At 29.5% G+C, this 20,168-nt stretch carries 22 protein-coding genes; 17 read left to right on the top strand and 5 right to left on the bottom strand.

Going from position 1 to position 20,168, the window contains the following annotated elements:
* Positions 1-87: 87 nt before the first annotated feature.
* From ACSYT2_RS09670 to ACSYT2_RS09650, 5 genes are all read left to right on the top strand, one after another.
* A complete protein-coding gene (locus ACSYT2_RS09670; RefSeq protein ID WP_430855073.1) occupies positions 88-360 on the top strand; it encodes a metal-sensitive transcriptional regulator in 273 nt (90 codons plus the stop codon).
* A gap of 102 nt (positions 361-462) precedes the next feature.
* Positions 463-1,395 (top strand): hypothetical protein, encoded by a 933-nt coding sequence (locus ACSYT2_RS09665; protein ID WP_438384609.1) that lies wholly within the window; start codon positions 463-465, stop codon positions 1,393-1,395.
* Positions 1,385-1,948, top strand: a complete 564-nt coding sequence (locus ACSYT2_RS09660) for a hypothetical protein (protein ID WP_438384608.1) — start codon at positions 1,385-1,387, stop codon at positions 1,946-1,948. The genes ACSYT2_RS09665 and ACSYT2_RS09660 overlap by 11 nt, the downstream gene beginning before the upstream one ends.
* Before the next feature lie 61 nt (positions 1,949-2,009).
* Positions 2,010-2,963: a calcium/sodium antiporter gene (locus ACSYT2_RS09655; RefSeq protein WP_438384607.1), complete on the top strand. Its 954-nt coding sequence runs from the start codon at positions 2,010-2,012 to the stop codon at positions 2,961-2,963.
* A 137-nt stretch (positions 2,964-3,100) separates the two neighbouring features.
* Positions 3,101-3,922 (top strand): glycerophosphodiester phosphodiesterase, encoded by an 822-nt coding sequence (locus ACSYT2_RS09650; RefSeq protein WP_438384606.1) that lies wholly within the window; start codon positions 3,101-3,103, stop codon positions 3,920-3,922.
* A gap of 60 nt (positions 3,923-3,982) precedes the next feature.
* Here ACSYT2_RS09650 and ACSYT2_RS09645 read toward each other — a convergent pair whose 3' ends face one another.
* Positions 3,983-4,381 carry a DUF2871 domain-containing protein gene (locus ACSYT2_RS09645; protein WP_430855068.1) on the bottom strand — a complete coding sequence of 133 codons (399 nt, stop codon included), beginning with the start codon at positions 4,379-4,381 and terminating at the stop codon, positions 3,983-3,985.
* A gap of 115 nt (positions 4,382-4,496) precedes the next feature.
* Here ACSYT2_RS09645 and ACSYT2_RS09640 point away from each other — a divergent pair, with 115 nt between their 5' ends.
* From ACSYT2_RS09640 to ACSYT2_RS09630, 3 genes are all read left to right on the top strand, one after another.
* The gene (locus ACSYT2_RS09640; RefSeq protein WP_438384605.1) at positions 4,497-4,931 is read left to right on the top strand and encodes a hypothetical protein; all 435 of its coding nucleotides are present in this window, start codon (positions 4,497-4,499) and stop codon (positions 4,929-4,931) included.
* A 94-nt stretch (positions 4,932-5,025) separates the two neighbouring features.
* The gene (locus ACSYT2_RS09635) at positions 5,026-6,267 is read left to right on the top strand and encodes a DNA polymerase Y family protein (protein WP_430855066.1); all 1,242 of its coding nucleotides are present in this window, start codon (positions 5,026-5,028) and stop codon (positions 6,265-6,267) included.
* A 12-nt stretch (positions 6,268-6,279) separates the two neighbouring features.
* A complete protein-coding gene (locus ACSYT2_RS09630; RefSeq protein WP_438384604.1) occupies positions 6,280-6,543 on the top strand; it encodes a hypothetical protein in 264 nt (87 codons plus the stop codon).
* Positions 6,544-6,765: 222 nt separating this feature from the next.
* Here ACSYT2_RS09630 and ACSYT2_RS09625 read toward each other — a convergent pair whose 3' ends face one another.
* Positions 6,766-7,239 (bottom strand): L,D-transpeptidase, encoded by a 474-nt coding sequence (locus ACSYT2_RS09625; protein ID WP_430855064.1) that lies wholly within the window; start codon positions 7,237-7,239, stop codon positions 6,766-6,768.
* Positions 7,240-7,403: 164 nt separating this feature from the next.
* On the opposite strand from ACSYT2_RS09625, the gene ACSYT2_RS09620 reads away from it, so the two are divergent.
* Entirely contained in the window at positions 7,404-7,706 is a 303-nt protein-coding gene (locus ACSYT2_RS09620) for a hypothetical protein (RefSeq protein ID WP_497527384.1), read from the top strand.
* A gap of 8 nt (positions 7,707-7,714) precedes the next feature.
* Entirely contained in the window at positions 7,715-7,978 is a 264-nt protein-coding gene (locus ACSYT2_RS09615; protein ID WP_430855062.1) for a hypothetical protein, read from the top strand.
* Positions 7,979-8,172: 194 nt separating this feature from the next.
* Here ACSYT2_RS09615 and ACSYT2_RS09610 read toward each other — a convergent pair whose 3' ends face one another.
* Together ACSYT2_RS09610 and ACSYT2_RS09605 are read right to left on the bottom strand one after the other, a co-directional pair.
* Entirely contained in the window at positions 8,173-8,628 is a 456-nt protein-coding gene (locus ACSYT2_RS09610; RefSeq protein ID WP_430855061.1) for a threonine/serine exporter family protein, read from the bottom strand.
* The gene (locus tag ACSYT2_RS09605) at positions 8,625-9,395 is read right to left on the bottom strand and encodes a threonine/serine exporter family protein (protein ID WP_430855060.1); all 771 of its coding nucleotides are present in this window, start codon (positions 9,393-9,395) and stop codon (positions 8,625-8,627) included. The genes ACSYT2_RS09610 and ACSYT2_RS09605 overlap by 4 nt, the downstream gene beginning before the upstream one ends.
* Positions 9,396-9,624: 229 nt before the next feature.
* Between ACSYT2_RS09605 and glyA the strand changes: the two genes are divergently transcribed.
* Complete coding sequence (glyA, locus tag ACSYT2_RS09600) at positions 9,625-10,857, top strand: serine hydroxymethyltransferase (protein ID WP_430855059.1); 1,233 nt, start codon at positions 9,625-9,627, stop codon at positions 10,855-10,857.
* A gap of 175 nt (positions 10,858-11,032) precedes the next feature.
* On the top strand, positions 11,033-11,509 hold the full coding sequence (locus tag ACSYT2_RS09595) for a YbaK/EbsC family protein (protein WP_438384602.1): 477 nt from the start codon (positions 11,033-11,035) through the stop codon (positions 11,507-11,509).
* 123 nt (positions 11,510-11,632) lie between these two features.
* On the opposite strand, the gene ACSYT2_RS09590 is transcribed toward ACSYT2_RS09595, so the two are convergent.
* Complete coding sequence (locus ACSYT2_RS09590) at positions 11,633-11,842, bottom strand: zinc ribbon domain-containing protein (RefSeq protein WP_430855057.1); 210 nt, start codon at positions 11,840-11,842, stop codon at positions 11,633-11,635.
* Between the two features lie 200 nt (positions 11,843-12,042).
* Here ACSYT2_RS09590 and ACSYT2_RS09585 point away from each other — a divergent pair, with 200 nt between their 5' ends.
* The 5 genes from ACSYT2_RS09585 (at position 12,043) to ACSYT2_RS09565 (ending at position 20,052) form a co-directional block, all read left to right on the top strand.
* Positions 12,043-15,147 carry an SNF2-related protein gene (locus ACSYT2_RS09585; protein WP_438384601.1) on the top strand — a complete coding sequence of 1,035 codons (3,105 nt, stop codon included), beginning with the start codon at positions 12,043-12,045 and terminating at the stop codon, positions 15,145-15,147.
* Positions 15,148-15,178: 31 nt separating this feature from the next.
* Positions 15,179-15,679, top strand: a complete 501-nt coding sequence (locus ACSYT2_RS09580) for an AAA family ATPase (RefSeq protein ID WP_438384600.1) — start codon at positions 15,179-15,181, stop codon at positions 15,677-15,679.
* A 77-nt stretch (positions 15,680-15,756) separates the two neighbouring features.
* A complete protein-coding gene (locus ACSYT2_RS09575; RefSeq protein WP_430855054.1) occupies positions 15,757-16,533 on the top strand; it encodes a class I SAM-dependent methyltransferase in 777 nt (258 codons plus the stop codon).
* A gap of 132 nt (positions 16,534-16,665) precedes the next feature.
* Complete coding sequence (locus ACSYT2_RS09570; protein WP_438384599.1) at positions 16,666-18,387, top strand: sensor domain-containing diguanylate cyclase/phosphohydrolase; 1,722 nt, start codon at positions 16,666-16,668, stop codon at positions 18,385-18,387.
* A 204-nt stretch (positions 18,388-18,591) separates the two neighbouring features.
* Entirely contained in the window at positions 18,592-20,052 is a 1,461-nt protein-coding gene (locus ACSYT2_RS09565; RefSeq protein WP_438384598.1) for a multicopper oxidase family protein, read from the top strand.
* The last annotated feature ends 116 nt before the right edge of the window (positions 20,053-20,168 follow it).

Here is a 20,168-nt window from a genome sequence, read left to right as displayed (position 1 = left end):
TAGCGAATAATTAGCTACTCCCTTTTATATTTTCATATTTTAGGGTAAACTATATATACCCCTATGGGTATATAAGGAGGAGTAATAATGGATGAATCTAAAGAAAAAAGAAATAAGGATATATTAAATAGATTAAAGAGAATTGAAGGTCAAGTAAAAGGAATACAAGGAATGGTAGAAAAGGATGTATGTTGTAAGGATATATTGGTACAGATATCAGCAATAAGATCTGCTATTAATAGAGTAGGGGCACTTATGTTAGAGAATTATGCTTGCAATTGTTTGGATATTGGAAGTGAGGCTGATGAGCAAGAAGCTATTAAAGAATTAATAAAAACTATGAATACATTTATAAAATAAATAGTTTGAGATAGGAGAGAAACTTGTAAGTAGCAGGTTTCTTTCTTTTTAAGTAATATTAATTATGAATAATATGTTAAAATGTTGGTAGGGAGGGGTATTATGGAGATGAGTAAGAGAAAAATAGGGATAATTGTAGTTATACTAACTTCAGTTTTTATAGGTAATATTATTTTTTACTATTCAAAGAAAATAGAGGGTCCGGTATTTACATATGTATACAAAGAGGGAAGTGATTTTGAGTTAACATACCTCATGGATCAAGATGAGAAAGATAAAATAGAGACTTTTATCTTTCCAGATATAGATGATACAGAATATATTGAAGAAGATATGTCCATGCCTTTCATGTTTATGTCTTCAGAAGATTCAAATAAGGATACTAGATTTGATGATGGATCTGCAAGATATAATATTTACAAGATAAGACTATATAATTTAAGAAATAAAGATGGATTATTAGAAGGAAAAGGTTTATCAGATAAATTAAGAGAAAATACAGGTAAATCTATAACTAAGATTAAGTATAGAACTAAAAATGGTAAAGAGGGAGAATGTGAAATAGGAAATTTAATATATAGTGAGAATAGACCAGGGTATACTGAAAGACCATATAATTTATATGAATTTGAAAGTGTAACAACAAAAAAAGATTATTATGAGGCTCTTTATACTGCTGAGGATGATATTGAGTTAGTAAGACTCGATGGTATTCATAAAGAAGGACTACTTAAATATTTTGAAATATTCATTAATGGAGAGAATATTGAAGAAGTTAATTTTCCTGTTAAGCTAAAATCAAAAGATAAGTTTTCTATATCAATAAAACCAAAAGTGAAAATTCCTTTTTATGAAAGTTATGAATCTAAATTAAGTGTGATTGCAAGAGATCCAGAAGATAGTGAGCAAGAGGTGGAAGTCTTTGGTCAAGAGGGGTTTGGACCAGGTGGATTTAGTGGATATAAAAACTATAAGGTAACTTATAAAGAGGTAGAGGATTTACTTGAATTAAGGAGGATAAATAATGAGAAGTGACTTTAAAAAGATATTCTGGGGCATTATTTTTCTAGTTTTTGATTTCAATTTATCTATGGTAAATATTTTTCCAGACTTTATAGGATTTTTCCTTATATATATAGGATGTAGTAGTTTAGCTAAAGAAGATATTTCTTTTGAAAAAGCAAGTAAATTAGCAAGGCTCTGGTCTTTTCTTGTTTTTGCAAATGGAATTAGAGGAGTTTTATATCCATTTACAAATGAATCACTAACTATGTATAGTTTTTTAGCTATTGGAATAGACTTGTTTTTAGGAATAGGAAGGATGTATATTGTTTATCATATATGTAGAGGAATATATAATATGGCAAAGAGTAGAGACCTTAACTACTTAATGGACAATTGTAGATATAGATGGAATTTCTTATTTGGAACATTTGTTTTAGCCCAATGTATACAACCTTTTATTTATAATGTATATTCAGAAGTTATTAATGCAATGCTAGTAATACTTGTAGTTTTACAAGCTATTGCATACATCCTTATTATTGCTTTAGTTAATGCGGCGAAAAAGGATTTAGTTGTAGGATAAGAAGTTTTAGATTATAATTTTCATTGCGTAATTTTTACAAAAGAAAGAAGAGGAACTAAAGATGGAATACATTATACTAATTGTAGGATTTGTTCTACTTATTAAGGGAGCAGATATATTTGTAGATGGAGCGGCTGCCATTGCTAGGAAAATTGGAATACCAGCTGTTATAGTTGGACTTACTATTGTATCCCTTGGAACTAGTGCACCGGAACTTGCAGTAAGTTTAATATCTTCAATTGAAGGAAACAATGGAATTACTATTGGAAATGTCCTTGGATCAAACATATTCAATTCACTAGTAGTACTTGGTGGAACTACTGTTGTAATGCCCCTTATATTTAAAAAATCAACTATAAAAAGAGATTTTATAATAAATACGGGCGTAGCAGTTTTAGTATTTCTATTAACCTTTGGTCTTATGACAAGTGATAATAATGGATTATCAAGAGTTGATGGAATTATTTTGTTAGCTTTATGTGTTGCTTATGTAGTGATATTAGTTAGTGCAAGCAAAAAGGAAAGTATTAAAGATGAGTATCAAGAAGAGGAAGGTAGTATTTTAAAGAAAACTATATTGATTATAGTTGGTGTACTTGGAATTGTTATAGGTGGAAAGCTTGTAGTTGATTCTGCTACTAGTATTGCTTATTCTCTAGGAATGAGTGAAAAACTTGTAGGATTAACAATTGTAGCTATAGGTACATCATTACCTGAACTTGTAACATCAATTGTTGCAGCCTTAAAGGGAGAGAAGGAAATAGCTCTAGGAAATGTATTAGGATCAAATATATTCAATATATTATTAATACTTGGAGCATCAGCTACTATAATGCCAATTCCAGTTGGGAGACCATTAGCTGTAGATTTTCTATTCTTTATAGGAATAACATTATTTATAGGTTTATTGATATTCTTTAATAAGAAGGAAGAAAAGAAGCTAACAAGAGGGGAAGGTATATTACTTATACTTCTTTATATTGCTTATGTAGCTTATATTATTATGAGAAATTAGAAGAAGAGTCTAGTGGGAACAAATCCATTAGGCTTTTTTAATCTGTATGAATTTATAATGGCTAGGACTTTTTTATTTGTATCTCATTAAAGAAGAGGTTATACTGAAATTACAATATATACCATAGGAGGATGAGGATGAAGTTTAAATTGATACTAACCTTGATTATTTTAGGACTTATCTTTATATTGGGATTTTTAGGAGTAAATTATGCAAGAAGAGGTCAACAGGTTCATGAGGATATAAGTTGGCTTAAAAAGTATAAAATTGCACACAGAGGTCTTCATGATGAAAATAAAGTGGAGAATTCAATGAGTGCCTTTAAGAATGCAGTAGATAAAAAGAATGCAATAGAATTAGACGTTCATTTAACTAAGGATGAAAAGATAGTTGTATTTCATGATGATAATTTAAAAAGAGTTACAGGACTAGATAAGAATATAGGGGATTGCACATATGATGAGCTGAAGGAACTAAAGCTTGGAAACTCAGAGGATAATATCCCTCTATTTGGCCAAGTATTAGAGCTAGTAAAGGGCGAAGTTCCTATTCTTATAGAGGTTAAAAATCAGGGGGAAGTAGGTAAATTAGAGGAGGTTCTCTATAAGGAGCTTAAGAATTACAAAGGGGAATATGCAATACAATCATTTAATCCTTTTGTTTTATCTTGGTTTAGAGAGAATGCACCAGAAGTAGTAAGAGGACAGCTTTCTGGCACCTTTAAAGATGAAGACATTGCCTGGTATAAGAAGTTTGTACTTAAGAATCTTTTACTAAACTTTAAAAGTAAGCCAGCATTTATAGCTTATGAAATAAATGGAATGCCAAAGGAATTTGTAACAGATGAAAAAGGTAAGGGAATTATTCTTTTAGGATGGGCAGCAAAAAATAAGGAAGAGTATGATAAAGGTATGGAGTACTTTGATAATGTAATTTATGAAGGATTTGAGATAAAATAAAAAATCATACTGATATATTAGATGTAGTATTACTAATATATCAGTATGATTAATATAACTTTACTTAAATGCTTCTTTTTTCAAGATAATCATAAACCATACAAGTGATACTCCAAGAATAGCATGTCCTAATCCAGCTATATGGCTTAGACCAGCAAAATCTGTTGAAAGGACTTGTAATACTCCACGAGCAACTATTGTAGATATTAATGCTAATAAGCCTACATTATAAGTAATTAACCATTTATTAAAACTTTTATTTGTTGAAATATTAAAGCTTTTATCAAGTAATAACACAACTAATAAAAATATAAATCCTAAAACTAAGGTATGAGTATGTGCTGTTCCAAGAGTAGTCTCTCCTGTAAAGTTGTTTAGCTTAGTGAATTCTCTATGAAATACTCCAAGTGCTAGTCCTAAAATCACATAAAAAAATGATAGATTAAATAATTTTTTCATTTTAAAGTTCTCCTTTGCTGATATAAATAATAACTAATCTTAATTAATAAACATTATACAATATTTTTATAAAAAAATAAATAGGGAAAGTAATATAATTTGTGGAGGTGAAACTATGGGAACAATTATTGGATTTGCAATGGGTGGAGTAGCTGTAGGATTTATACTATGGATTATGACAAAGACATTTTATTCAATTGGGAATTATGGTGTACTTACAGGTGGTAAATATCCTTTTAGCGGAGTTGCTAGTATTAAATATAAATTAGAGAAAATTGAAATAAAAGAAGCTAGTAATCTAAATGGAAAAATAATAAGGAGCTTAAAGGTTGGGAAAGATAATAATTACATAATCAAATTAGATATAAATAATGAAAAGGGAAGTATTATAGTTACTTTTAAGGATGAGAATAATAATGTTATTGGAAGTAGTAGTGATACTATTTTGGAAGGGTTACCTTTTAGATCAGGAAATAGTAAAAAGCTGCATGTAGACATTGAATTTGATAAGTTTTATGGTGAAGTTAATTGTGAAATTTTAAAAAAGTAAAAGTAGTTATGCTGCTTTTATTTTTTTGCTTTACAAGGGAACGTATGTTCTGTATAATAAGTTGTAGAATAATTATAGGGAGGAATGCTAGGTTATGGATAGGATAATATTTCATGTTGATGTTAATTCAGCCTATCTATCCTGGATAGCTGTAAGGAAATTGCAAAAGGGTGAGACTCTAGATTTAAGAGAAGTACCCTCTATAGTTGGAGGAGATATTACTAAAAGGCATGGTATAGTTCTTGCAAAATCAATACCTGCTAAGAAATTCAAAATAAATACTGGAGAACCAATATATCAGTCCTTAGGGAAATGTCCAGATTTAATTATATGCCCACCAGACTATAGGTTGTTTATGGAGTGTAGTGAAGCCTTAGTTAATATCCTTAAAGAATATTCTCCAAAGGTTCAAAGATATTCAGTAGATGAATGCTTTTTAGATGTAAGTCATATGAAAGATAAGTATTACGAGAAAGCAATAGAGATTAAGGAGAGAATTAAGAAAGAGCTAGGATTCACAGTTAATATAGGAATATCTAATAATAAGCTTTTAGCTAAGATGGCATCGGATTTTAAAAAGCCAGATAATATCCATACACTTTTCCCAGGGGAAATAAAAAAGAAGATGTGGCCACTTCCTGTAGAAGATTTGTTTATGGTAGGAAGAGCTACAGCACCAAAACTTCATAAGATAAATATTTATACTATTGGAGATCTAGCAAAGTATGATTTATCAATTCTACTTACTGTTTTTAAGAGTTTTGGTAAGGTTATTTATAATTATGCAAATGGAATAGATGAGTCAGAGGTTAGGGATAAAAATTATCTTGAGATTAAGGGGTTAGGAAATGCTACAACTATCTCTTATGATGTAGATACCAGAGAGGATGCTATGAAAATATTATTGTCTTTAGCTGAGAATACAAGTTCTAGACTTAGAAGTACTGGTAACTTATGTGGGGTTGTTTCAGTTTCTATTAAAAATAAGGAGTTTATAAGTTACTCTCATCAAAGAAAGCTTATAGTACCAACAGATTGTACTAAAGTAATATTTGATGAGCTAAAGAGGGCCTTTGATGACTGTTGGAAGGGAGAGACTATAAGACAGTTGGGAATAAGGTTATCTGAGTTAAGTGATAACGACTTCTATCAATCATCACTTTTTGAAAAATATGATACTGAAAAAAATAGAAGTCTTGATAGGGCTATAGACTCTATAAGAGAAAGATTTGGAGATTACTCTATTGTAAGATCTACTTTTATAAATTCAGGGGTAAAACCATTAACTGGGGGGAATGGTGAGGTTGATTATCCTTTTATGGGAAGTATTTTATAGGAGGTTTTTTAGGTGAGGGTTGTAGCAAAGACTATTGAAGTGGTAGCTTGGTTTGGTGAGAAAGGGGAAATTAATCCTGTTAGATTTAGGATAAAGGATGATGAGGAGAGATTTCAAGTTATAAAGATAGATAAGATAATGAAGAGAGATACAGAGAAGCTTGCAGGAAATATAATGGAGAAATTCACTTGTAGTAGTATTATAGGAGGGGTAGAGAGGATATTTGAAATAAAATATGAAAGATCAACATATAAGTGGATGTTATTTAAGATATAGATAAATCCTATTCATATATGTTTTAATATTTATCTCAAAAATGAGATCTAGTATTTAAGCATATATGAATAGGATTTTTTACTCTCTAGGAATTTATAATCCTTATTAAAATATGGATACCTTTTGTAAATAATTATGTTATCAAGGTTATTCAAGGAGAGTAAAAAAGAAATATATGCGCCTGCAAGATTTTCCTCAGGCAAGCTCCTCTTGACGATTTTTTTAACTAATAAAAACCTTTGTCCCTTCAGGAATATTATCAAATATCCATTTGGCATTAATTTTTGCTAGTCTTACACAGCCATCAGAGAGAGCCATACCTAATCTACCATCTCTAATAGATCCATCTAGATTATAAATAATTGAGTGAAATAAGTAGTTACCTTTAAACTGTGTATAGTACCAACATTTATATCCCTTAGCAACTCCAAAATATAGACCTTTTATACCAATAGTAAAATTGCCTTTAGGTGTTGGAGTAGATGGTTTACCTATAGTGCAAACATAGCTGTGTATTAGGGACCAGTTTTTTTCACTTCCACTAAAAATATTAACCTTAAATTTCGAAAGGTCCACCCAAATAAAATAGGGAGTATTACTAGAAAAGCTTTTTGAATTAACAAAGGAAAGGGCCTCATCAGCATAGTTACCACTTGCCCGAGTAAGTTTATTAGATATATTAAATAAAAATTTCATTAAGCTACCCCTTAGAATCACTTTATTTTATTGTATGTTTAGAAGCTATAAGAGGTTGCAATAATTTAGCATAAGAAATTAAATTCTAATTATAATCAAAAAAGTTATTAATATAATTATAATAGGGTAGGACTATCTCAGTGGAAAAGGGAGGGAATGGTTTGATGGAGGCTATTTATGAAGGGGATAAGGTTATTCAAAGAGGGGAAATTTATGATAGGAGAATAGTTAAAGCTTTTGTAGAGTCTGTATCGGGATATAAAGTTAAGGTTAATTTACCAGTTAAGGTAATTAGATCAATACTAAAATCCAATGGAAAATTACCAATAAAATATTCTGAATTAGAAGGAATTAATATTGAAGCTCTATCAGAGAAAATAACAACAGCATTTGAAAAGGAACATTTAGGAGAAATATTTAATGTTGATTCAGATAAGGGAGATATGATTAGAGTATTAGTAGAGTAGGAGGCAAAATGAAGGTTGTAGTAAGATCAAAAGAAAGAAATTTTACAATACCTATACCAATGTTTATGCTAGCTAATGGAAGTAAATTTACAAGTTACATAAGTAAAATGATTTGTAAAAACAAAGGTGATAGAAATAAATTTATTGAAAGTATGAAATATTTAGATATGGATGCTATATCCTTAGGACTAAGAGAATTAAGTGAGGATAAAGGATTAATACTTTTAGAAGCTGAATCTAGTAATGGAAGCTATATATTAATTAAAATATAAATTTGAAAAGTAGGTATAAAAATTTTAAAGTGTGGAAAGATATAATTATAGTTAAGAAATAGTGCATTGGAAACACTATTATTTAACTTTGGGTGTCACTCTTTTGGGGTGACACTTTTATTTGTGTATAGGAAATTATATCAATGAATTAGTTAGTTAATAGGTAAACTGAAAAGTAGTGCTTTTATGTAGCACTACTTTTCATTATGTATTTTATTAATTTTTTTAGCTTTTAAATTGTTTAGCTGACGAGTTATAGTTGATACAAAAATTATCCCAAGAGCTAATGTTCCGGCACTAGCTATTGTATTTAACCCAAGTTCTAAAGAACCAGAAACATTACCTGTAATGGCCTCATACATAGTATAGTACATTCCTGCACCAGGTACTAAGGGGATTAGGCAACAAATAACTAAGGTTGTTACTGGGGTTTTTAATATCCTTGCAAATATTTCAGAGTATATACTAAAACAAATTGAGGATATAAATAGTGAAGCTGTAGTTGAGTAGTTAAGGTTTAAGAATAAAGCATATACAAACCAACTTAAGCCACCACCTAAAGATGCAAATAGTAGTTTGCTACCTTTTATATTAAATATAATACCAAATCCAAAGGAGGCAATAACTGATACAAAAGTTTCTAGAATCATATCATTGCACCTCCAAGGGTATTAATCCAGAAGCTTAACACAGCACCTGTACCTACAGCAATAGAGACAGCTATTAAAAAAGCTTCAGCAGCTTTTGTGAGACCTGCAAGAAAATCACCAGCTATTGTATCTCTAATAGCATTAGTAATAGCTAAACCAGGTACTAGAAGCATTATTGACCCTATAATAGTTTTATCTATGTTGCTAGCAATACCTAGATTAAACAATACTAGAGCTAATACAGCTGCAACAGCCCCACCTATACAATTTATAAAAAATTCATTGATTGATAACTTTTGAAATTTAATAGCTATTATTTTTATAATTAATCCTATAATAGTAGCAGCAATTAAATCTTTAAAGTCTCCACCAAAAAGCATGGAAAAGGTTCCAGCTCCTAAAGCTGAAAAGGTTAATGTAATGGGAAAAGAATAACGCTCACCCTCATTAACTTTATTAAGCATTTCATTAAATTCATCTATATCAATATGTTCTGTTTGTAGTTTTCTTGATAAATCATTTATTTTATCTACTTTATTTAAATCAACACTTCTTGAAGTAACTCTTTTAATCAAAGAAAAGGTTTGATTATCATGGCAAATTGAAACCATTATTCCTGTTGGAGTAACAAAGCTATCAGCAAGGTTTATTCCAAAGGAGGAACAAATCCTACAAATTGTTTCTTCAACCCTATAAGTTTCACCGCCACTTTCAAGCATTATTTTCCCTGCAAAGGTAGCTACATGAAGGAGTTTGTTCATATCCATAAAAATCACTCCCAAATATGAAATTACGATTGTATTATAGCATATGGAATTGAAATATAGTATATAAATTAGGAGGGATAAATATAAATATAATTTAATATATTTTTAGGTATAAAATTAACTAAATTTTAAATTTAAACAATGAAAAAATAAAGAATGTACAAAAATCAGTTGATAATTGTAAGAATTAACCGTATAATTTATAAAAAAGATAATTTGGGGTGATAATATGAATTTTGAAAATATTTCAAAGGCAGATGAACAAGTCTACGCTTTGATGGAAAAAGAATTAAAAAGACAACAAACAGGAATTGAGCTAATTGCATCAGAAAACTTTGCAAGCCAAGCAGTAATGGAAGCTATGGGTTCATACTTAACAAATAAGTATGCTGAAGGTTATCCTAATAAAAGATACTATGGTGGCTGCTATGTAGTAGATGAAATTGAAGATATAGCAAGAGATAGAGTAAAAGAGTTATTTGGTGCAGAACATGCAAATGTTCAACCTCACTCAGGTTCACAGGCTAATATGGCTGTTTACTTTACAATATTAAATCCAGGAGATACTGTTTTAGGTATGGATTTAAGCCATGGTGGTCATTTAACTCATGGTTCACCAGTTAATTTTTCAGGAAAGTTATTTAATTTCGTATCATATGGAGTTGATAAGGAAACTGAAAGAATTAATTATGATGAAGTAAGAAGAATTGCATTGGAATGTAAGCCAAAGTTAATAGTAGCTGGTGCTAGTGCATATTCTAGAGTTATAGATTTTAAAAAGTTTAGAGAAATTGCTGATGAAGTTGGAGCATACTTCATGGTAGATATGGCTCATATTGCAGGTCTTGTTGCAGCAGGGGTACATCCATCACCAGTTCCATATGCAGATTTCGTTACATCAACTACTCATAAGACTTTAAGAGGTCCAAGAGGTGGATTAATACTTTGTAGAGAAAAGTATGCTAAGGAATTAGATAAGAACATATTCCCAGGAATTCAAGGCGGTCCTTTAATGCATATAATTGCAGCTAAGGCAGTTTGCTTTAAAGAAGCATTAGACCCAAGCTTTACAACATATATGACTTCAGTAGTTAATAATTGTAAGGTTCTTGGAGAAGAACTTGTAAAGAGAGGATTTAAGTTAGTATCTGATGGTACAGATAACCACTTAATCCTTTTAGATCTAAATAACAAGGATATAACAGGTAAGGAAGCTGAAAACTTACTTGATTCTATTGGAATCACAGTAAATAAGAATACAGTTCCTAACGAAACAAGAAGTCCATTTGTAACTTCAGGTATCAGAATTGGTACACCATCTGTTACAACAAGAGGATTTGAAGAAGAAGATATGAAGGTTATTGCAGAAATCATTGATGAGGCAATAAAGAATAGAGATGGAGACTTATCAGAATTAAGAGCTAAGGTTGAAGCACTTTGTGAGAAGCATCCATTATACTAGACTAAAAAATGGCAGACTCAAGTTTTTGAGTCTGCCATTTTTATTTATACTAAAGGGGGAGAGTATGTGAAAAGGGGAAAAATATTAAATATTATAACATCAATAATGACTATGGTTTAACATGGAGATATGATGGGGAAGTTATTAAATAGAAATATAAGAAAAGAGTGATAATATGTCAATTGAAAGAGTAAGAGAATATTTTAAAGAGTTTAATAAGGATAAAGATATAATTGTTCTTGAAGAATCAAGTGCTACAGTGGATTTGGCAGCTCAAGCACTAGGGGTTATACCAGGTTGTATAGCTAAAACATTGTCTTTTAAGGCTAAAGAAGAAGGTTGTATCCTTGTGGTTGTAGCAGGAGATAAAAGGATTGATAATAAGAAGTTTAAAGAGGAATTTGGTTTAAAAGCGAAAATGCTAACCCCAGATGAAGTATTGGAGTATACTGGTCATGCAGTTGGAGGTGTTTGTCCCTTTGGAATATCTAACAGTAATGTAAAAGTATATTTAGATGAGTCATTAAAGGTCTATGATACAGTCTATCCAGCCTGTGGTAGTAGTAATTCAGCTATAAAGCTTACAATAGATGTGATTTATGAATATTCTAATGGACTTAAATGGGTAGATATTTGTAAGGAGAGTGAATAAAATAAGAATAAGGATTCTCATATTTAATAGAAAGCTACGTCTCAAAGAGAAAGTAGAGTAAAAATATATATGAGAGTCCTTTTCTAGTTTAAATAATAGTTATAGTTTAATAGATAATGTATATTAGCCAAGTAAGAAGTCTAAAATGTTCATTCCATCTGAAGTTTGTGCTTTGTATAGTTCAGTATAGCCACATTTTTTACAACTAATAGTAATGAACTTCTTATTTTGAATATCAAAGATTTTTGCAAAGTTTCCACCTGTTGCTTGGAATTGATCACTTTCAAATTCAGTATGATTACATTTTGAACAGACATATTGTATTTTATCCATAAAATCATCTCCATTAATATATTATTATTATTATTATACATTATATAGTATTAAGTGTCAATGGAAAAGTTATAAAAAACTATATTATAAGGTATATAATCCGATTTATTTTTTATAGTCTATATTATAAGGAAATAAAAGTTTATAAATTATATGTTTTAAGTTTATGATAAAATACAAAGAGAGTGGAGGTGAAGTCTTTGAATTTAAAAGTTATAAAAGAAAATATATTAAAAATAAGCTCCTCCTTTACAAGAGAGCAGGGAAAAGAGTTAATTAGAAAAGCCTTAGTTAAGGATTTAAAAAGTAAAAATATTGAGGATATACATCATATATACGGAAGAGTGTTAAGTAATAATAAAAGTAAGACCTATAATACTCATATAAAGATAGAGAGAAAGAGCAGTAATGTAGTTGATACTAGATGTACTTGCGCGACCTTTGAGGAAAATAGGAGGCATATAAGAAATTATGTCTGTAAGCATATAGTTGCAACTTCATACGCTTTTTATAATATAGCAAAAAATAAGATTGAAAATAAAAAGGCTACACCAAAAGAAGAAAAGCCTAAATCGGAAGTAAAAAGCAAAAGATATTTAGCCTTAGACTTAATTATTAAATCAAGGAAAAATAGTGGGATACTTTCATATCAATGTGAATTTAAAATTGGTAGTGGAGTTACTAATTTAATTATAAATCTTATGGATTTTATAGATAAAATTACTCAGAATAAGGAAGTAGTTTTTAATTCATTATTTTCTTACAATCCTATAAATGACGAATTTATGGAGTGGGACAAGAAGGTAATAGACTATATAATTTTAAACAAATCTAAAGTCCGCGGTAAATATTTAAACTTAAATCAAAATGAATTAAGAGAATTTCTAAAAGTTGTAGATGAAAATAAGAAGGTTATATTTAATCATGAAGGAATAAATTATCAATTAAATATTAAAAAATCAAATATTCCAGTTGCTTTTACAGTTAAAGCTGATAAGGAAGAATTTATACTAAAATCTCATAAGAAGTTTCCTGTGTTATTAAATAATATGGGGGACGTGCTATTTTATGATAGAAATATATATATTCCAAGAAAAAAACAGCTAATTTCATATTTACCACTATATAAAAAGCTTTTAAAAAACAATGAAATAAGATATTCAAAGAGTGAAGATACTCTAAATGACCTATTAACAAGTCTTAAAGCTATTACAAACAATATTACTTTAGATGAGGGTACTAAGAAGTTTGCATCAAAGCTTATGAGACCTAATTTCTATTTTTATAAGGATAATGGAGTTATTTGTTGTAAGGTAAGATTAAACTATTGTGGATATATAATAGATTTAATTAAGAATAGAGGGGATAAGAGTTTTCTGAGGGATTATAAAAAAGAAGAGTTAATAGATATGGAGCTTGAAAGATTTAAGTTCATAAAAAAAGAAAATGAGTTTATATTTATAGGGGATGATGAAGGGCTTTATAAGCTACTAAACTATGGGTTAGCAGCATTAAATAAGATGGGTGAAGTTGAACTGTCTATAGATTTTAAAGGGATTAAGCTAGTGAATTCCACAGCAATAACTTCAAATGTCGAAGAATTACAGCATTATTATAAACTTAAATATGCTATTAGTGATTTTAGCATAGCAGAAATAAATAGTGCTATTAATGCAATGAGAAATGGAGAAAGATTTTATAAAAATAAAAACACCTATTTAGATTTAGAGGATCCAGGTATGGTGCAATTTTTAGGTCTTATAGATGACCTAAGTCAAGAGGGGGGCTTAGGTTATGAGATAGATATAGATAAAAATAAAAGTCTTTATCTAGAGGCTAAGTTAAGAGGTGGAAATCTATCATTTATAAGAGGTGGAGAAGGACTTCAAGGGATAGTAGAAAAGTTGTTAAATAGGGAATTTAATAAAAGAAGAATTCCTAAAACTTTAAATGCTACCTTAAGAAATTATCAAGTGACAGGTTTTAATTGGTTAAATGAGATAACAGAATTAGGTTTTGGTGGAATATTAGCTGATGATATGGGACTAGGTAAGACTATTCAGATAATATCATTTATATTATCAAAGAGAAAAAGTAAAATTTTAATTGTTACGCCAACAGCTGTTATATACAATTGGAAAGATGAATTTAGCAAATTTTCAGATAGCTTAAAAGTAGGATTAATACATGGAAGTAAGAGGGATAGGGAAAAAGTAATAAATAGTTACAAGGATTATGATGTACTGCTAACTACCTATGGAACCTTGAAAAATGATGAGGAGAAATACAAAGATATAACCTTTGATTATTGCATAATAGATGAGGCACAAAATATAAAAAATCCTAAAGCACAATCTACCTTATCAGTAAAGAAGATAAAGTCTGGATGTAATATTGCATTAACAGGTACTCCATTGGAAAATAACTTAATGGAATTATGGTCAATATTTGATTTCGTTATGCCAGGTTTCTTATTTACAAAGGAAAAGTTTAGGGCAAAGTTTGTTCTAAGAGATAATGTGGATGAGTTAAAATCTATGGTATCTCCATTTATATTAAGACGATTGAAGACTGAGGTTTTAGAAAAGCTTCCAAGTAAGATAGAAAAGAAATACTTAGTAGAAATGCCGGCTAAGCAAAAGCAAATTTATAAATCCTATGTTAAGGAACTTAAATTTAAAATAGAAAATAGTAAGGATAGAGTAACAATATTTCCATACTTAACAAAGTTAAGAGAATTATGTCTAGATCCATCACTTTTGATACCAGAGTATACAGGGGGAAGTGGTAAGCTTAAGGTTGTTAATGAATTAGTTTTAGATGCTATTGAATCAGGGAAGAAAATTTTACTATTTTCACAATTTACCTCTGTTTTAAAGAAAATAGGGAAGGATTTTGATAAAGAAAAGATAAATTATCTATATTTAGATGGAAGTGTTTCAGCTAAGGAAAGAATAAACTTAGTTAATAAATTTAATAATTCAGATGATATTAAGGTATTTTTAATATCATTAAAGGCTGGTGGAGTAGGACTAAACTTAACATCAGCAAGTATTGTAATTCACTTTGATCCATGGTGGAATCCAGCAATTGAAGATCAAGCTACAGATAGAGCTCATAGATTTGGTCAGAAAAATATGGTTGAGGTAATCAAGCTTCTAGCTAAAGATACCATTGAAGAGAAGATAGTATTACTTCAAGAGGAGAAAAAAGAGCTTATTAGTAGCTTAATGGACGGGAAAGACATGGATGGAAATGGACTTAAGAGATTAACTGATGAAGACATATTGAAGTTGTTTGAGTAGCAAAATAAAAGGGTTTATTTAGGAGAATTATATGGATAAGAAATTGATAATTATTAATGGGGTAATGGGTGTTGGTAAGACAACTATAAGTAAAAGATTATATAAAGAATTAGAAAATTCTTTTTGGTTAGATGGTGATAATTGTTGGATGATGAATCCCTTTAATGTTAACGATGAAAATAAAGAAATGGTTTTAGATAATATAGGGCATATACTAAATAATTTTATAGCTAATTCTAGTTCCAAGTATATTATTTTTAATTGGGTTATACATACAGATGAAATAATGCAGAATATATTAAGTAGATTGAATATTAATGATGTAGATGTATATAAAATAACTTTAATCTCTTCAGAAGAGGAGCTTATAAGGAGAATAAATAAGGATGTGGAGCTAGGATTAAGGGATAAGGAGAATATAAAAAGAAGTTTGGAAAGATTTGAGTTATACAAGAAAATGAATACTATAAAGGTAGATACAACTAATAGATCTATAGAGGAGATTATTAAAAAAATTTTGGAAGTTATTTAGAAAGAAAATTAATTTCTTTAATTGTAATATATAGTATAATATTTTTAAATATAATAGTAGGTGAGGGACATAAAAAGATGACAATGGAATTAGAGAAATACTACAATAAATTTTGTGAGGATAAAAGATTAACGAGAAGGCATGGACAAGTTGAATATATTACATCCATGAAGTATATTCATGAGTATCTAAAAAATAATGAGAATGCGAAAATATTAGATGTTGGAGCAGGGACGGGGAGATACTCAGTAGAATTAGCAAATGAAGGCTATGATGTTACTGCTATTGAACTTGTTAAACATAATCTAGGTGTTTTGAAATCAAAGGGAAGTACAGTAAAAGCATATCAAGGAACAGCATTAGATTTATCAAGGTTTGCAGAAAATACTTTTGACATGACTTTGGTATTTGGACCAATGTATCATTTATATAAAAATGAGGATAAAGTAAAAGCTCTAAAAGAAGCAAAAAGAGTAACGAAAATTGGAGGGATTATCCTAGTCGCATATTGTATGAATGAATATAGCATATTAACATATGGATTTAAGGAAAATAATATTCGTGCATCTATTGATAATGGTAAAGTTAGTGAGGATTTTCATGTTATATCGGAACCAGAAGATCTATACGATTATGTAAGAATTGAAGATATTAATAAGTTAAATGAGGAAGCAGGGCTACAAAGGATAAAATTAATAGCAGCAGATGGACCTGCTAACTATATGCGTCCTATTTTGCATAATATGGATGAAGAAACCTTTAAACTTTTTATTGATTATCATTTTTCTACTTGTGAAAGAACAGATTTGTTAGGAGCAAGCGCTCATACATTAGATATATTGATTAAGGAATAATGAGATAATTGGAGTGAGAACATGTGGGGTATGTGCCTACATGTTCTTTTCTTTGGAAATAATTTCCCTTATTTAAATAGAAACAAAATTTAGTATAATAATATTATATACGCTAAAAGAAGGGTGATAGTTATGATTGATTTAATAAGTAAGTTTATTAATATAGTTCCATTTCCTGCATGGATAGGAACTAGGAATAAAATTATCTATATTAACGACTATTTTTCTATTAAATTAAAAGCAGAAGTATCAAATTTAAATATTTTAGCTAATAATATCATAGTAATTGATAAGGAGAGGGAGCTATTAATTTCTAAAGAAAATAATAGTACATTTATTTATAATGGGAGAAAATATAATCACAAGATTATTAAAGAAACCATTAATAATGAAGAGATAGAGATAGGACTGCTCTTAGATGAAGATTATTTAAATAATCTAGATATAGAAAATCCAACAAATATATTACAAACAGTTATTGATAATGTGCCTGAAATTATATTTTATAAGGATAAGGCAGGGATATATAGAGGAGCAAATAAGCAATGTCTAGAATTTTATAATTCACTTGGAGTAGCTGAAGTTATTGGGAAAAGTGATCTTGATCTTCCTTTAAATAGAGATTTTATTGAAACATGTATTAAAAATGATTCTATGGTATTAAGGAATAAAAAGCCACTTTTTATTGAGGAAGAGTGGAAAAATAGTGAAGGTATAGTTGAGACTTTTGAAACCATTAAAACTCCTATTCTAAATAGGAATAATGAAGTTTGGGGACTAGTTGGAGTAGCTAGGGATATTACTACGAGAAAGGAAAAAGAAAGAAGACTAAAGTATTTAAGTTATACTGATGTTTTAACAGGTTTATATAATAGAGCTTCTTTTGATGAAAAAATAGATCAGTTAGTTAAAAATAAGAACTTTCCAATTGGAATAATTATGGGGGATATAAATGGATTAAAGCTTGTTAATGACACTTTTGGACATATTGCAGGTGACGATTTAATTAAAAGGACAGCTAATACAATAAAAAATGCTTGTAAAAATAATGAACTAATTTTTAGATGGGGTGGAGATGAGTTTATTATTTTAATTCCTAAATGCTCTGATGATAATTGTGAAGAATTAATGAATAATATTGACTTGGCTCTAACTAATAGTATTGATGAAAGAGTGCCATTAAGTATGTCTATGGGAAGCTCTTTTATTAAGAATGATGAGTCATCTATTGATATAGCCTTAAGGGAAGCAGAAGATAAACTTTATAGGAAAAAAATAGTGGCTGGCAAAAGCATTAGAAGTTCAATTTTATCAACTTTACAAGAAAGCTTACAATGTAAAAACGTGGAGACAGCAGAGCATACTGAACGTATATTAGATTATTGTATAAAAATTGCAGAATGTCTAAATCTAAAGCAGGATACTATTAATGAATTAATTTTAGTTGCAAGACTACATGATATTGGTAAAATTGCAATACCAGAGAATATACTTTTAAAACCATCTAAATTAACAGATGATGAATATGAAATAATGAAAACCCACTCAGAAAAAGGATATAGATTAGCTATGACTATTCCTGAGATTAGCCATGTTGCTAGAGGCATATTAACACATCACGAAAGATGGGATGGTAAAGGTTACCCCCTTGGAATATCAGGGGAGGAGATTCCATTAATTGCACGAATTGTATCTGTAGTAGACTCTTATGATGCAATGACAAGTAATAGAGTTTACAATATTGTTAAAACAAAATCTGAAGCAATAGAGGAATTACAAAGATGTTCTGGGTTTCAATTTGATCCTAATATTGTAGAAATTTTTTGTGGTATATTAAAAGAAGAAAAGAAATAAAGTTATAGTTAAATTTAGGATAGGATGTTGTAAGATGATTATTTATCATTTTGCAACATTTTTTATTTAAATAAATTAAGTGGTAATATTGGTTTGAATTTATAAGGATTTCATTAATATCTATTGACACTAATATATTTAAAATATATATTGGGTAATAATGATTAGTAGTGTATTTAAATAAAGATTAAAAGGAGTAAGAAGATGAAAAACACAAAGGATAAAGGGATAATACTTGGAAGTGCCATTGGATTAACCACCATAGCAGTGACGATAGTAGCATATTTTTTATGGGTAAATTCAATAAATAGTTATAAAGAAGAAGAGAGCAAGGTTAATAATAGTAAAAATAATTATGTGGAAAAATTAAAAAATAAGCTTCCAATACCAGCCCTTTTGGAAGATAAAAATCCAGATCCCAATATTGCAGATTTTACATTAGAGCCACAAGAAGGAAAAACCTCCTTTATAGAAAGTAAAAAAACAAGAACTATGGGTTACAATGGGAGTTTTCTTGGGCCTGTAATAAGAGTAAATAAAGGAGAAAAAGTGAATATTCATGTCAATAATAAATTAAAAGAAGCAACTACAGTTCATTGGCATGGATTAGAGGTAGAGGGTAAGGCTGATGGAGGTCCACATCAAGGAATACAACCAGGCACTACATGGGAGCCAAGCTTTACAATAAATCAGCCAGCATCAACATTATGGTATCATCCACATTTTAAAGGAAGTACAGCTACACAAGTTTATAAGGGACTAGCAGGTTTATTTTATATTGAGGATGAGGTATCAAAAAGTTTAAATATACCAAAAGATTATGGAATCAATGATGTACCCTTAGTTATTCAGGATAGAAGTTTTGATGATAATGGAGACTTTGTATATAGTCAAGGTCATATGGATGAGGGTGCAGGTGATACAATTATTATTAATGGTTCAATAAATCCAGCCTTCGATGTTAAAACAGAGAAAGTTAGGCTTAGGATAGTTAATGGTTCAAATGGGAGCAATTTTGATCTAAAACTAAGTAATGGAGATGAATTTTTCCAAATAGCATCAGATGGAGGTTTCTTAGAAAGGCCTGTTGAACATGATAGTATATTTTTATCACCAGGAGAAAGAGCAGAGATAATAGTTGACTTTTCTAAGTATGAGGTTGGAACACAAATAGAATTAAAGAATAATGGTAAGGATATAATGACCTTTGATGTTGTGGAAAAAATTAAAAGTGGAACAGAAATACCAATGAACTTAGCAACAGTCGATAGAATGTCTGAAGAAGATGGAAGTAAGGTAAGAAGATTTGAACTTAGAGGAATGGGAGGTATGGTATCAATTAATGGTGAAAAGTTCGATATGAATAAAATAAATGAATTTGGTAAAAAGGGAGAAACAGAGATTTGGGAAGTTGTAAATCAAGGATCTAGGATGCATGCCATGGGACATCCATTCCATATACACGGAACGCAATTCCAAGTGTTATCAAGAAATGGTAGAGAGCCTTTACCTGGAGAGATGGGTTGGAAGGACACTATATTTCTTAATAAAGGAGAAGAGGTAAAGCTTATAATGAAATTTAAGAGTATAGGTGATTATATGTATCATTGTCATATATTAGAGCATGAAGAAGATGGAATGATGGGACAAATAAGAATAGAATAGAGGCTACTATTTTAAAAGAGTTATATCAAAAGTAGTTTTGATATAACTCTTATTTTCTATAGATGTATAAATATATATAAATTTGCTTATAATATTTATAAAAATTTAGTAAATGG

The organism is Clostridium zhoujianii (assembly GCF_051590805.1).
In the GTDB taxonomy this organism is placed as follows: Bacteria; Bacillota; Clostridia; order Clostridiales; family Clostridiaceae; genus Clostridium.
The sequence above is the reverse complement of the archived record's forward strand: the minus strand, read 5'-3'. Positions and strand labels throughout refer to the sequence as shown.